Here is a 12,845-nt window from a genome sequence, read left to right as displayed (position 1 = left end):
TGTCTGTTGGGTGGCTTGTCTCATGCCGCAAGCTCCGCCGCAACTGCGCCGAAGGCGGTGATCAGCCGGTTGACCTGGGCGCCAGTGGTCGCCGGAGAGATCAGCATCATATTGTGGAAGGGCGCGATAAGCACGCCGCGATTGACCAGCGCGACATGGATGGCGGCTTCGAGTTCCGGCGCTTGCGCGGCCTCCGCCTCCGCCCCATTGCGCAGCGGGCCCGGCGCGCAGATGAATTCGACGCGGGCGCCGACGCGGGCGACATGCCATGGCAGGCGGTAGCGGTCGATGACCGTGGTCAGCCCGGCATCGAGCCGCCGCGCCAGATGATCCATGCGGTCGTAGTTCTCGACCGTCATCACTTCTTCGAGCGCGGCGCGCATCGCGGCAAACTGCAGAGGATTGGCCGAGAGCGTCGTGCCCATGCCGGAATAACCCGGCTCTTTCGTCCTGTTGTAGTCGGCGTAGCGCGAGGCGACCTCTTCGCTCATGCCCCATACGCTTGCCGGTACACCACCGGCGATCGGCTTGCCTAGCACGAACAGGTCCGGCTCCAGCCCGTATTTCGCGGAATAGCCGCCCGGTCCGGTCGAGATCGTATGCGTCTCGTCGATCAGAAGCAGCGTGCCGGCCGCGCGGGTCAGCTTTCGCAGCGCCTCGTGGAAACCGGGATCGGCCAGCACCATGCAGGAATTGGTCAGCACCGGTTCGGCGATGACGCAGGCGACATCCTTGTCCCTGAGCGCTGCCTCCAGCGCGGCAACGTCGTTGAACTCGATGACCTTGGCCGTGCGGGTCAGGTCGCGGAATTCTCCGGCCAATCCGGGCCGGTTGGCCGGCTTGCCGTCGATCAGCCGCACCATCGTCTCGTCGACAGAGCCGTGATAACAGCCGTTGAAAACCAATATCTTTTCTCGCCCGGTGACGGCGCGGGCAACGCGCAGCGCGAAGCGGTTGGCATCGGTCGCCGTCGTGGCGATCTGCCAGAACGGCAGGCCGAAGCGCTGTTGCAGCAGCGGTCCAATGGCGAGCGCATCTTCCGAAGGCAGCATGTATGTCAGGCCGCGTCCGGCCTGCCGGCGGATGGCGCGCGCTATCGCCGGCGGCGAATGGCCGAACATCGATCCGGTGTCGCCGAGGCAGAAATCGTCGAGCCTGTTGCCGTCGATGTCGGTGATCGTAGCGCCTTTGGCGCTCTCGACCAGGATCGGAAACGGCGTCGGCCAGTCGTTCATCCAGTGCATCGGCACGCCACCGAAGAAGCCGGGCAGGCCGTTGCCGGCCTTGGCCTGCGATTTCGGCCGCGCCTTGCGGAAGCTGGCGCCTTCGGTATCCCGCAATGCGGCAATGCGGTCGCGGCTGACGCCGCCAATGGACGTGTGGGCGCTGTGCATGAAACCCCTCTCTGGCGCAGTAGTGGAGTAGTGGGGTAGGCGCTCAACGGCCCGGATGCTCTAAACCCGCTCCCATATTGCCCTACTCCCCTACTCCCCTAACCCGTGATGTCGATAACGCCGCAGTCGCCGGCGGCACTGCCGAAGGCGATGCGGCGTTCTTCCCTGTCCCACATCATCGAGGTGATGGCGCCCTTGCCGGGGCGACGCAACAGCACTTCCTTGGCGTCGGAAAAACGCACCGCCATCACCATGCCGTCCTCATAGCCGATGGCGACGACATCCTGGCTCGGATGGCAGGCGACTGAGGTCACCATCGCATTGCCGCGCGTACCGAGTTCCAGCGGCGCCTTGCCCATTGGCCCGTCCTTGCCTGAAAACGGCCAGACGATCGCCGCCGGCGCGCCGGAACTCGCCAGCCACTTGCCTTTCACGCTCCATGACAGGCTTTTGACCTTGGCGGGATAGCCGCTCATGCGCATGTGCTTGCCGTCCGCCAGCTTCCAGCCGTGCAACGCGTTTTCCTGCATGGTGGTGACCAGGAAGGCGCCATCCGGCGAGAAGGTGATGCCGGTATGGGCGCCGGCCCATTCGAGCTCCACCGGCTTGCCCTCGGCGGCCGGGAAATGCAGCGTCGCGCCATTGTAGCGCGCGACGCCGAAGCGCATGCCCTTGGGCGAAAATGCCAGCCCCTCGACCGAACGCGGATGGGCGAAGTCTTTTGTGTGGCCGTCGGCAAAGCGCACATAGGCGGTCTTGCCTGTAGCGTAGGCGATGGCGCCTTGCGGGCCAGCGGCGACGCTGGTGACCCACTTCTTGCCCGCGCTCGCCAATTCCTTGGCCTCGCCGCCCGCTTTCACCGCAAACACCTTGCCGTCTTCGCCGCCGGTGAGCAGCCGGTCATTGGCGGCATCGTGGAAGGCCGCGAGCAGCCCGTCATTGGCCTGCACCGTCTTGTGGCCATTGTCGAGCCGATGGACGGTGCCGTCGGCCAGCGCGAAATGCGGCACGTCGCGGAGGAAGGCGGCGGCAAGGCAATGGCCTTCGAGATCAAGCGGGGCGACGGTCGGCATGTAGGACAGGTCCATTCCAGATTGTTGCTGGTCGTCTCGGGAGCCGCCAGCGCGCCAGGCGCGGCCCCACCCTCTCCCGCAAGGGGAGAAGGAAGAGCGGGCAGCGCTACCGCCATAAAGTCCGGAAATCAAGCGGCCTGGCAGGCCTCGAAGCTCTTCCTCAGCCGTTCGGGGTCCAGTTCGCGACCGATGAACACCAGCCGGCTCTCATGCTTCTCGCCGTCTTTCCAGGCGCGCTGGTGGTCGCCCTCGATGATCATGTGCACGCCCTGGATGACGTAGCGCTCGTCGTCGCCCTTCAAGGCGATGATGCCTTTCAGGCGCAGGATGTTCGGCCCCTCCATCTGGGTGACCTTCTCGATCCAGGGGAAGAATTTCTTCGGATCCATCTCGCCTCCCCGCAGCGAAACCGACTGCACCGTCACGTCATGGATGTCGGATGGGTGCGCGTGATGGTCGTGTCCATCGTGGTCATGATCGTGCCCGTCATGATCGTGGTGGTGATGATCGTGGTCGTGGTCATGATCATGATCATGACCATGGTGGTCGTCATGCGCCTCGAGGAAATGCGGGTCGTTCTCCAGCGCCCTGGACAGGTCGAAGGCGCCGCGGTCGAGCACTTCCGACAGCGCCACGCCGGCGCGGGTGGTGCGATGGATCCTTGCGGCCGGGTTGATGGCGCGGATCGTCGCTTCCACCTTGGCCAGTTCTTCTGGTGTGACGAGGTCGGTCTTGTTGAGCACGACGACGTCGGCGAAGGCGATCTGGTCCTCGGCTTCCTTGGAATCCTTCAGCCTGAGCGGCAGGTGCTTGGCGTCGACCAGCGCCACCACGGCGTCGAGCTTCGTCTTGGAGCGCACGTCGTCGTCCATGAAGAAGGTCTGCGCCACCGGCACCGGATCGGCGAGACCCGTGGTCTCCACCACGATGGCGTCGAAGCGGCCGGGCCGGCGCATCAGGCCCTCAACGACGCGGATCAGGTCGCCGCGCACCGTGCAGCAAACGCAGCCATTGTTCATCTCGTAGATTTCCTCGTCGGACTCCACGATCAGGTCGTTGTCGATGCCGATCTCGCCGAATTCGTTGACGATGACGGCGTAGCGCCTGCCGTGGTTTTCCGACAGGATGCGGTTGAGCAGCGTCGTCTTGCCGGCGCCGAGATAGCCGGTCAGAACGGTTACGGGGATCTGCGTCTGTGCGTCGCTCATGGCTTGCCTCGAATGGATGGGCCTTGAAAGATTTCGGCGGCCTCGAAAGGGATTGTCGGCTCCATATAGGATGCGCGGCGGGCTTTTGCACGAGGCAAACCGCGAATGGCTGCGGTCCAATCCCTAGGTCAGCGTCTCGTCGAACTAGGCGGCTGGCGGCGCCCTGCAGGCCATGCGGTATCGGTGCGCAAAAAGAGCCTGTGGACGACCACGGCCGGCCGATCCACCGCAATCGCTTTCGCGAAAAGTCGTTTGTCATCTAACTGAAATAATCATCTGGCATTAGCCACGGCGGGTACCGCAATGCTTGCCGGCAAAGCTGTTTCAGGCGCCGGAATCTTTTTTGATCGTCGATTGCCAACCGGCCGGCTGCGTCTATGCTGCCCGCACCGGTATGGCCGAAGAGGGATGACCATGGCCAAGGCGGACAAGACTGCGACAATGAGCCGGCTGCATTCGGCGGCAAGGCTGGCAAGAACAGCGCTTGCGGCACGGCTGCTGGCGCATGGCTTCTATGCCGGCCAGGACCAGATCATGCTGGCGCTCGACCGCGAGGACGGCCAGACCCCGGGCAATCTGGCTGGCCGGCTCGGCGTGCGCCCGCCCACCATCACCAAGACCATCAATCGGCTGCAGGCACAGGGTTTTCTGCAAAAGCGCGCCTCCGACGCCGATGCCCGCCAGGCGCATATCTTTCTCACCGACACCGGTCGCGAGACCATCCGCGCCATCGAAAAGTCGGTGAAGAAGACCGAAAAGCAGGCGCTGAAGGGCCTCGACAAGAAGGACCAGAAGGCACTGTTCAAATTTCTTGCCCGCATCGAGGCCAATCTTTCGAACGAAGACCTGGCCTTGATCGACGACGACGCCGAGTCGGACGACTGACCGCCGGTTGCGGTGATCAGGCCACCGCGGCGGACCCACGGATCAGCGAAGACCAGCGTCCCGGCGTCATGCCGAATGCCTTCTTGAATTGCCTGTTGAAGTGGCTTTGGTCGCTGAAACCGGCTTCGGCCGCGATCTGTGCCAGCGGCTCGCCGGCGGCGATCATGCGCCGCGCGCGCTGAAGCCGGCGCATCAAAAGGAAACGATGCGGGCTGGTGGAGAAAGCGGCGCGGAAATGCCTGGACAAGGCATAGCGGTCGAACCCGGTAACCGCCTCCAACTCGTCGGATCGCACGGGCCGGGCAGAGTTTTCCGTGAGATAGTCGCGCGCCAGAGCGGCCGCCCGCCAGGCCGTTCCCGGCACCGCTCTCGCCGGCTGGCCGGCATGGCGGGCGAGCCCTTGCATAAGTTGCGCCAGGAAGTCGGCGACGAACAACTCGTCGAGTTCCTCCTCCAGTGGACCCAGCGCCGAAAGCAAGGTCGCGCGCAGGCGTTCGTCCGCCACCACGGCTTGCCTGACGAAAGGCAACGATGCGCCGCCGAGGCAGTCCAGCATCAGCGACGGTTCCAGATAGAGGATCCGGTAGCGCAGCCCGTCCTCGGTTCCCGCGCCGCCATCATGCAGTTCGTCGGGATGCAGGACGATGATCTGGCCAGGCAGGCTATGCCGCACCGCACCGCGATAGCGAAAGCTCTGCACGCCTTGCAGCGTCACCCCGATCGCATAGGTGTCGTGGCGATGCAGGTCGAAGGCGCTACCGTGGAATCGCGCCTCGATGCGCTCCATGCCGGCGGGGTCGCGGGCGGGAATGATGCAGTTTTCCGCAGCCTCCGCGCACAAACGTCCAAGACCCTGGAACGCCTGGCTGCCTAGATCGAGCGACATCGCTTCCTTTCGCCTTGAAAGGGGCATAACCACGAATGGTCACTGTCTCATGTTCGATACGAAATTTGCAATCGTGCTCAGGGATGATCTGCCGGTCTGGCAAAAACTCAACGTCACCGCATTCCTGACCAGCGGCGTCGTCGCGCAGTTCCCCGATATCATCGGCGAGCCCTATCGTGACCGCGCCGGCAATGTCTACAATCCGCTGTCGATCCAGCCCGTCATCGTGCTGTCCGCCGACCAGGTGACACTCGGCGCGATCCACAGCCGCGCCCTGGAGCGCGGAGTAACGAGCTCGCTCTATGTCGAGGAGATGTTCTCGACCGGGTTCGACGCCGCCAACCGCGCCGTCTTCGCCGAATTCGCGCCGGAAGACGCCAAGGTGGTCGGCATTGGATTGCGCGCCGACAAGAAGACGGTCGACAAGATCACCAAGGGCGCTCGCATGCATCCCTGACGGCGCCGGCCTGAGCCTGTCGGCGCGTCTTGTTGTGCCAGCCGCTTTTGGCTTGCCGCACGCCCGCAATTGCCGCAAAAGGTGGGCCTCAGCCCAGCTTTCCATCCGGCCTGCAAGTGAGTGCTCCCCAAACATCTTCAGAAAGCGCGACGCCGCCGGTGGCGATCCTGTGCATGCTTTCCACCTATGTCTTCTTCACCTTTCTCGACACCAGCAGCAAATACCTCGTCCTAGCCGGCGTCTCCGCGCTTGTCGTCGCCTGGGTGCGCTTTGCCGTGCATGTCGTGCTGGTCGGCGCGCTATTGCGCGGCTGGCGTGAAGCGGCGCGGTTCCGTCCGGCCAACCTGCCGGCTCATGTCCTGCGCGGGCTGTTCCTGTTCGGCTCGACCATCTTCAACGTGCTGGCCCTGCGGTCCCTGCAACTGGCCGAGACGACATCGATCTATTTCTTCGGGCCGATGGTCATCACCGCACTTGCCGGCCCGCTGCTTGGCGAATGGGCGGGCTGGCGGCGGTGGCTGGCGATCCTGGCCGCGTTCGCCGGGGTTCTGATCATCACAAGGCCGGGAGTCGGCGTTTTCGGCATCGGCCACCTGTTCGCGCTCGGCTCGATGCTGTCGAACTGCTTCTATGTGATCATGACCCGGCGCATGTCGGCGACCGAGACATCGGAAAGCCTCATCCTGTTTTCGGCACTGGCCCCGGCGGTGGTGCTCCTGCCCATGCTGCCGTTCTCGTTTTCCCTGCCGCATGATGGCTGGCACTGGTTCATCCTGCTCATGCTCGGCGTCTTTGGCGGCGTCGGTCATTGGCTTCTGGTGCAGGCCTATCGCATGGCCACCACCACCGCGCTCGCCCCCTATCCCTATTCGCAGATGGTGTGGATGATCCTTTCCGGGCTCATCGTCTTCAAGCAGTTCCCCGACCGCTGGACGCTCGTCGGCGCCGCCGTCATCGTCGCCAGCGGTCTCTACATCGTCCATCGCGAGCACCGGCTGCGCCTGCGCAATCGTGCGGTGCTGGACGTCGAGGCGGAAGCGCTGGCAAAAAAACTTTGATTTAGCCTCGAAGGGTGGCATAAGGCCGCCTTTAAACAGTTTAAAAAAACGACGGGGGAGGGGAAGGCTGGCACAGAAGATCAAGCTGTCGACGATCGCGGATGCGCTCGGTGTGTCCACGGCCACGGTATCGCTGGCGCTGCGCGACAGCCCGCTGGTCGCAGGCGGCACCCGCGACCGCATCAAGGAACATGCCCGCGCCATCGGTTACATCTACAACCGCCGTGCCGCCAGCCTGCGCACCTCGCGTTCGGGCATTGTCGGTGTCGTCGTACATGACATCATGAACCCGTTCTTCGCCGAGATCCTGCGCTCGATCGAAAGCGAGCTCGACCGCAGCCGCCAGACCTTCATCCTGTCCAATCACTACGACCAGCTCGAGAAGCAGCGCACTTTCATCGACACGCTGTTGCAGCTCGGTGCCGACGGCGTCATCATGTCGCCGGCCATCGGTACTCCGGCCTCGGATATTCTGATGGCCGAGGAAAACGGCCTGCCGGCGGTGCTGATCGCGCGCACCGTCGAGGGCGCCGACGTGCCGGTTTTTCGCGGCGACGATGCCTATGGCACGGGGCTTGCCACCAATCACCTGATCTCGCTCGGCCACAAGCGCATCGCCATGATCGGCGGCACCGACCAGACCTCGACCGGCCGCGATCGCTACCAGGGCTATGTCAACGCCATGGAGGCCGCCGGGCTGGAAGTGCGGCCGGCCTGGCGCATCCCCGGCCCGCGCACCAAGCAGGCTGGCTTCGAGGCCGCCGGACAGTTTCTGGCCCTGAAGGACAAGCCGACAGCCGCCTGCTGCTGGAACGACCTCGTCGCCATCGGCCTGATGAACGGCATCGCGCGCGCCGGCCTGGTGCCCGGCCTGGACATATCGGTCACCGGCTACGACGATCTCGAGGAGGCGGCAATCGCCACGCCGGCGCTGACCACCGTGTGGAACGGTCAGCGCGAGGTTGGCCGCCGCGCCGCCAGCGCCCTGCTCGACAAGCTGAACGGGCAGACGGTGCGGCCCTCTCAGGAACTGATCAAGCCGGAACTGCATGTGCGACAGTCGACCGGCAAGCCGGTGGAGCGTGCATGACAAAGCCCGAGCAACTGCAAACCGTCGCCATCCTGGTGCCGGGGCATTTCAACGACCACGCGGTCGAGCGCATCGACCGGACATTCAGACGTGTCGGGATCGAGCGCGCCGACCCGTCCCTGGTCACCGATGAAATGCGTGACAACGTGCGCGCCATCGCCTCGTTCGGCGGCATCAGCGCGGCCTTCATGGATGCATTGCCCAAGCTTGAGATCGTCGCCAGTTTCGGTGTTGGCTACGATTCGGTCGATGCCCGCCACGCTGGCGATCACGGCATCATGGTCACCAACACGCCGGATGTGCTGACCGAGGAGGTCGCCGACACCGCCATCGGCCTGCTGATCAACACCGTGCGCGACCTGTCGCGCGCCGAAGCCTGGCTGCGCGACGGCAGCTGGCAGCGCAAGGGCAACTATCCCTTGAGCCGGCTTACCTTGCGCGGCCGCAGCGCCGGCATTTTCGGCATGGGCCGCATCGGGCTCGCCATTGCCCGCCGGCTGGAGGCGTTCGGATTGCCCGTCGCCTATCACAACCGGCGCCGGGTCGAGGGCCTGTCCTATCCCTATCATCCGACGCTGAAAGGCCTCGCCGAAGCAGTCGACACGCTGATTTCGGTGGTCCCGGGCGGCGCCTCGACGGAAAAGGCGGTCGATGCCGAGATACTGTCGGCGCTTGGCGCCAACGGCGTCTTCGTCAATATCGGGCGCGGCAGCACGGTCGACGAGGCGGCGCTTGCGACAGCCCTCGCCAAGGGCACTATCGCCGCCGCCGGGCTCGATGTCTTCGCCGACGAACCGAACGTGCCGCGGGCGCTGCTTGACGCGACCAATGCCAGTCTGTTGCCGCATGTCGGTTCGGCGTCGGAGCACACACGTCGCGCCATGGCGGATCTGTGCGTCGACAATCTGGTGTCCTGGTTCAGCGAGCGCCGGTCGATCACACCTGTGCCCGAGACCGCGCATGTGAAGGCGCGCGGCTGAGCGGTCGGGCTGCCATATTTATTAACGTCAGCTTAACCCTTTGAAATCATTCTTCATCCTGTCCGTACGCATGGATGAGGATCACCATGAAAACGCTTTCCGTACTGATCGGAGCCGCCGCCCTGTTTGGCGGCGTTCAGCTGTTTCATGGCGGCACTGGCGAAAGCGTCGCTGAAGAGGCCGCGCCGCCCGACACCTACAGGCTGGTCGCCAATGGTGATGAGGGGGTTTGCGCAATCAAACGCGGCGCCACCGTCTCGGACGGCCTGTCGCTTTTGACGGTGGCTCCGAACTGTAGCCGACTCATGCCAGGCATCGAGCGGGCGAAATTCTGGCGCGAGCAGGAGGACGGCACGGTCGCCTTCAGCGTCAACGGCGTCGATCCGATCGTCACCTTCGCGGTCGCCGATGGCGACGGATTCGAATCCTACGCTCCTGCACTGCCGCTGCTGTCGCTGGCGGCCGCCGGGGACCCGAGCACCGACGACTGATTACTCCGCCGCCGCGCGGGCGCCGGCCTTGGCAGCCGCATGCAGGCGAACCGCGTCGCCGAAGGCCCGGAAGATCTTGGCCGAGTTACTATCCGACTTGACCCAGTATTCGGGATGCCACTGGACACCGACCGCGAAAGCGCGGGCATCCTTTACAGAGACCGCCTCGACGGTGCCGTCGTCGGCCACGGCTTCGATCTGCAGCTTCGAACCAAGCCGGCCGATTGCCTGGCGGTGCAAAGAGTTGACCTTCATGTCGCCGGCCCCAAACACACTGGCCAGGCAACTGCCCGCCTTGATCGAAACGGTCTGGTGAATCGCGAAACGTTCGTCCTGATTGTCGCTCACCGGCGCGCGGTGGTCGAGCGAGCCTTCACGCTCCTGGATTTCAGTGCCCAGCGTGCCGCCCAGCGCCACGTTCATCTCCTGGATGCCGCGGCAGATGGCAAGCAGCGGCACGCCACGCTCGATCGCTTTGCGAATCAGCGGCAAGGTGGTGGCGTCGCGTGCCGGGTCATAGGGGCCGTTCGCCTCGCTGGCATCGCCGCCATAGAGCGAGGGGTCGACATTGGATTTCGAGCCGGTCAGCATGACGCCGTCGACCGACGACAGCAGCTCATCGAAATCGAGCCGATCGCCGAACGAGGGCACCAGCACCGGAAACACGCCGGCGCCGGCGATCGCCGCCTCCAGATATTGCTGTGGGGCGGCATGCCAGGTGTAGTTGTCGAATTGACGGACGTCGGTCGATATGGCGACGAGCGGCTGCTGCATTTTGGCTTTGTTTTCCATCTGGGCCGGGGAATCCTGCCTTCAAAATAGGCGATCCCAGCACATTTTTCCATGACAAGTTTCGGTCCGTCGGATGGGCCACCAAACGGCCCGTTAGACTATAGTTGCAAGGCCCTGCGCACACGCCGTCAAATCAGGCCGCCACGCTGGACTCGACTCCTTGCCCGTGTATTGTTTCGCCCAGCCGTGCGGGGCATCGAGCATGCGCCGCACGTCGGTTTGTTGATCCAAAAGGGAGGACTTCATGGATCGTCGTTCATTCATCCGCAAGGCCGGGACGACCGGCGTTGGCGCCGCTGTGGCCGCCGCCACGCTCGCCGCGCCGGCCATAGCCCAGTCCAATCCAAAGGTGACCTGGCGGCTGGCGTCGTCCTTTCCCAAATCGCTCGACACGATCTATGGCGGCGCCGAGGTCTTCTCAAAGATGCTTTCGGAAGCCACCGACGGCAACTTCCAGATACAGGTCTTCGCCGCTGGCGAGCTGGTGCCCGGCCTTCAGGCGGCCGACGCCACGACCGCCGGCACGGTCGAGGCCTGCCACACGGTGGCATATTATTACTGGGGCAAGGATCCGACCTGGGCGCTGGGCGCGGCGGTTCCGTTCTCGCTCAACGCGCGCGGCATGAATGCCTGGCACTATCATGGCGGCGGCATCGACCTGTTCAACGAATTTCTCGCCACGCAAGGCTTGTTCGGCCTGCCTGGCGGCAATACCGGCGTGCAGATGGGCGGCTGGTTCCGCAAGGAGATCAACACGGTGGCCGACCTTTCCGGCCTCAAGATGCGCATCGGCGGCTTCGCCGGCAAGGTTGTGCAGAAGCTCGGCGTCGTGCCGCAGCAGATCGCCGGCGGCGACATCTACCCGGCGCTCGAAAAGGGCACCATTGACGCAGCCGAATGGGTCGGCCCCTATGACGACGAGAAGCTCGGCTTCTATAAGGTTGCGCCCTACTACTACTATCCAGGCTGGTGGGAAGGCGGCCCGACCGTCCACCTGATGTTCAACAAGGCGAAATACGAAGAGCTTTCGCCGACTTACAAGTCGCTGCTGCATACCGCCGCGCAAGCCGCCGATGCCAACATGCTGCAGAAATACGACTATCTCAATCCTGCGGCGGTGAAGCGGCTGGTGGCCGGCGGCGCCAAACTGCGTCCGTTCAGCCAGGAGATCATGTCCGCCTGCTTCGAGAAGGCCAATGAGGTCTACGCCGAAATGGAAGCCTCGAACGCGCCGTTTAAGAAGATCTGGGACTCGATCAAGGGCTTCCGTAAGGAGCACTATCTCTGGGCGCAGGTGGCCGAGTACAATTACGACACCTTCATGATGGTCCAGCAGCGCAACGGCAAGCTGTAAGGTTTTTCTGCCTCCTTTCGAAGACCCCGGACTCGGTAGTCCGGGGTTTATTCGTTGGGCGTCGGTGCTGGAAACATCGATAGTCGAAGGCGTCGAAACTTGCGCCGCAGGGCCGGGGGTCGAACGGGTTCGAAGCGACAGCGGCACTCAGCCTCGGTCCGGCACCACCACCACCTTGACCTCGCCGGCGGCAGGCGGGTTGGCGATTACCGCGGCGGCCTCTTCCAGCGGCACCTGCCTGGAGATCAGCCGGTCGATCTCGATCGCGCCCGAAGCGATCAGCTCGGCGGCGCGGCGGTGCGTGTAGGGATTGAGGAAGGAGCCGAGAACCTTCAACTCGCGAAACAGAAGATCGAAGGGCTCGAACGCCGCCTTCATTCCTTGCGGCACCACGCCGACAATGACGACCGTGCCGCCGGCCCTCGCCAGCCGCAGCGACTGCTCGACCGTTTCCTGGACACCGGCACATTCGAGCACCACGTCGACACCGCCGGGCACCAGTCCCGCTGGCCCGGAGATGGCATCGATGACGTCGGCGGCGCTTGCGTCGACCGTTGCCGTCGCGCCGAGCTCCTCGGCCAGTGCGCGCCGTGAGGCCTGTCGCGTCGACAGGATGATGGTCGTCGCCCCTGCAAGCCTTGCCAGTTGCACTGTGAGCAGGCCGATCACGCCGCCGCCAAGTATGGCGACCGAGGAGCCGGGCTTGATCTCGGCCAGATCCACGCCGTGGAGACAGCAGCCGAGCGGCTCGCAGAAGGCGCCGTGCGTCGGCTTCAAGTCCGCGGGCAGGATGAAGGCCTGTTTTTGCGGCAACACGACGTAGTCGGCGAAACCGCCGTCGCGATGGATGCCGATGGCATTGAGATTGCTGCACAAGTTAACGCGGCCGGCATGGCAATGGCGGCAGCGTCCGCAGGCGATGTTGGGGTCGCCGGTGACGCGGTCGCCGAGCGAGAAGCCGCTCACCGAATGTCCCATTGCCTCGACGATGCCGGAGAACTCATGGCCGGGTGTTACCGGCGGCCGGCAGGGAAACTCGCCGTGGAAGAGATGCCGGTCCGTGCCGCAGACGCCGCAGGACTCGATGCGCACCAGCAGATCGTCAGGCCCGGGAACCGGCTTGGCGACCTCGCGCAGCGTGATGCTGCCAACCGCTTCCAGCCGTACCGCTTTCATG

General features: G+C 64.4%; 13 protein-coding genes. 7 read left to right on the top strand and 6 right to left on the bottom strand.

Going from position 1 to position 12,845, the window contains the following annotated elements; genetic code table 11:
- Positions 1-20: 20 nt before the first annotated feature.
- From FJ940_RS27330 to FJ940_RS27320, 3 genes are all read right to left on the bottom strand, one after another.
- A complete protein-coding gene (locus FJ940_RS27330; RefSeq protein WP_140658463.1) occupies positions 21-1,394 on the bottom strand; it encodes an aspartate aminotransferase family protein in 1,374 nt (457 codons plus the stop codon).
- 98 nt (positions 1,395-1,492) lie between these two features.
- Positions 1,493-2,467, bottom strand: a complete 975-nt coding sequence (locus tag FJ940_RS27325; RefSeq protein ID WP_140567820.1) for a WD40 repeat domain-containing protein — start codon at positions 2,465-2,467, stop codon at positions 1,493-1,495.
- 128 nt (positions 2,468-2,595) lie between these two features.
- The gene (locus FJ940_RS27320; protein WP_140501147.1) at positions 2,596-3,675 is read right to left on the bottom strand and encodes a GTP-binding protein; all 1,080 of its coding nucleotides are present in this window, start codon (positions 3,673-3,675) and stop codon (positions 2,596-2,598) included.
- A gap of 414 nt (positions 3,676-4,089) precedes the next feature.
- Between FJ940_RS27320 and FJ940_RS27315 the strand changes: the two genes are divergently transcribed.
- Positions 4,090-4,560 carry a MarR family transcriptional regulator gene (locus FJ940_RS27315; protein WP_140525594.1) on the top strand — a complete coding sequence of 157 codons (471 nt, stop codon included), beginning with the start codon at positions 4,090-4,092 and terminating at the stop codon, positions 4,558-4,560.
- 16 nt (positions 4,561-4,576) lie between these two features.
- On the opposite strand, the gene FJ940_RS27310 is transcribed toward FJ940_RS27315, so the two are convergent.
- Positions 4,577-5,446 (bottom strand): AraC family transcriptional regulator, encoded by an 870-nt coding sequence (locus FJ940_RS27310; RefSeq protein ID WP_140525593.1) that lies wholly within the window; start codon positions 5,444-5,446, stop codon positions 4,577-4,579.
- A 49-nt stretch (positions 5,447-5,495) separates the two neighbouring features.
- Here FJ940_RS27310 and FJ940_RS27305 point away from each other — a divergent pair, with 49 nt between their 5' ends.
- From FJ940_RS27305 to FJ940_RS27285, 5 genes are all read left to right on the top strand, one after another.
- Complete coding sequence (locus FJ940_RS27305) at positions 5,496-5,903, top strand: DUF2000 family protein (RefSeq protein ID WP_140525592.1); 408 nt, start codon at positions 5,496-5,498, stop codon at positions 5,901-5,903.
- Positions 5,904-6,076: 173 nt separating this feature from the next.
- On the top strand, positions 6,077-6,961 hold the full coding sequence (locus tag FJ940_RS27300) for a DMT family transporter (RefSeq protein WP_181171821.1): 885 nt from the start codon (positions 6,077-6,079) through the stop codon (positions 6,959-6,961).
- A 67-nt stretch (positions 6,962-7,028) separates the two neighbouring features.
- On the top strand, positions 7,029-8,051 hold the full coding sequence (locus FJ940_RS27295; protein ID WP_140501249.1) for a LacI family DNA-binding transcriptional regulator: 1,023 nt from the start codon (positions 7,029-7,031) through the stop codon (positions 8,049-8,051).
- The gene (locus tag FJ940_RS27290) at positions 8,048-9,031 is read left to right on the top strand and encodes a 2-hydroxyacid dehydrogenase (RefSeq protein WP_140658461.1); all 984 of its coding nucleotides are present in this window, start codon (positions 8,048-8,050) and stop codon (positions 9,029-9,031) included. The genes FJ940_RS27295 and FJ940_RS27290 overlap by 4 nt, the downstream gene beginning before the upstream one ends.
- An 86-nt stretch (positions 9,032-9,117) precedes the next feature.
- Positions 9,118-9,522: a hypothetical protein gene (locus FJ940_RS27285; RefSeq protein WP_140501137.1), complete on the top strand. Its 405-nt coding sequence runs from the start codon at positions 9,118-9,120 to the stop codon at positions 9,520-9,522.
- On the opposite strand, the gene FJ940_RS27280 is transcribed toward FJ940_RS27285, so the two are convergent.
- Entirely contained in the window at positions 9,523-10,296 is a 774-nt protein-coding gene (locus FJ940_RS27280) for a gamma-glutamyl-gamma-aminobutyrate hydrolase family protein (protein WP_140513543.1), read from the bottom strand.
- A gap of 262 nt (positions 10,297-10,558) precedes the next feature.
- Here FJ940_RS27280 and FJ940_RS27275 point away from each other — a divergent pair, with 262 nt between their 5' ends.
- Positions 10,559-11,668 (top strand): TRAP transporter substrate-binding protein, encoded by a 1,110-nt coding sequence (locus FJ940_RS27275; RefSeq protein WP_140525590.1) that lies wholly within the window; start codon positions 10,559-10,561, stop codon positions 11,666-11,668.
- A gap of 147 nt (positions 11,669-11,815) precedes the next feature.
- Here FJ940_RS27275 and FJ940_RS27270 read toward each other — a convergent pair whose 3' ends face one another.
- Positions 11,816-12,844 (bottom strand): zinc-dependent alcohol dehydrogenase family protein, encoded by a 1,029-nt coding sequence (locus FJ940_RS27270; RefSeq protein WP_140559783.1) that lies wholly within the window; start codon positions 12,842-12,844, stop codon positions 11,816-11,818.
- Position 12,845: the final 1 nt, after the last annotated feature.

This window comes from Mesorhizobium sp. B2-3-7 (assembly GCF_006442695.1).
Lineage (GTDB): Bacteria > Pseudomonadota > Alphaproteobacteria > Rhizobiales > Rhizobiaceae > Mesorhizobium.
Note: the sequence above shows the minus strand (reverse complement) of the source record. Positions and strands in the feature narration are given on the sequence as shown.

Coding starts and splice junctions, on each gene's coding strand:
- FJ940_RS27330 (WP_140658463.1), bottom strand. CDS start 1,394: ATGCACAGCGCCCACACGTCCATTGGCGGCGTCAGCCGCGACCGCATT.
- FJ940_RS27320 (WP_140501147.1), bottom strand. CDS start 3,675: ATGAGCGACGCACAGACGCAGATCCCCGTAACCGTTCTGACCGGCTAT.
- FJ940_RS27310 (WP_140525593.1), bottom strand. CDS start 5,446: ATGTCGCTCGATCTAGGCAGCCAGGCGTTCCAGGGTCTTGGACGTTTG.
- FJ940_RS27305 (WP_140525592.1), top strand. CDS start 5,496: ATGTTCGATACGAAATTTGCAATCGTGCTCAGGGATGATCTGCCGGTC.
- FJ940_RS27325 (WP_140567820.1), bottom strand. CDS start 2,467: ATGCCGACCGTCGCCCCGCTTGATCTCGAAGGCCATTGCCTTGCCGCC.
- FJ940_RS27300 (WP_181171821.1), top strand. CDS start 6,077: ATGCTTTCCACCTATGTCTTCTTCACCTTTCTCGACACCAGCAGCAAA.
- FJ940_RS27290 (WP_140658461.1), top strand. CDS start 8,048: ATGACAAAGCCCGAGCAACTGCAAACCGTCGCCATCCTGGTGCCGGGG.
- FJ940_RS27280 (WP_140513543.1), bottom strand. CDS start 10,296: ATGCAGCAGCCGCTCGTCGCCATATCGACCGACGTCCGTCAATTCGAC.
- FJ940_RS27315 (WP_140525594.1), top strand. CDS start 4,090: ATGGCCAAGGCGGACAAGACTGCGACAATGAGCCGGCTGCATTCGGCG.
- FJ940_RS27275 (WP_140525590.1), top strand. CDS start 10,559: ATGGATCGTCGTTCATTCATCCGCAAGGCCGGGACGACCGGCGTTGGC.
- FJ940_RS27270 (WP_140559783.1), bottom strand. CDS start 12,844: ATGAAAGCGGTACGGCTGGAAGCGGTTGGCAGCATCACGCTGCGCGAG.
- FJ940_RS27285 (WP_140501137.1), top strand. CDS start 9,118: ATGAAAACGCTTTCCGTACTGATCGGAGCCGCCGCCCTGTTTGGCGGC.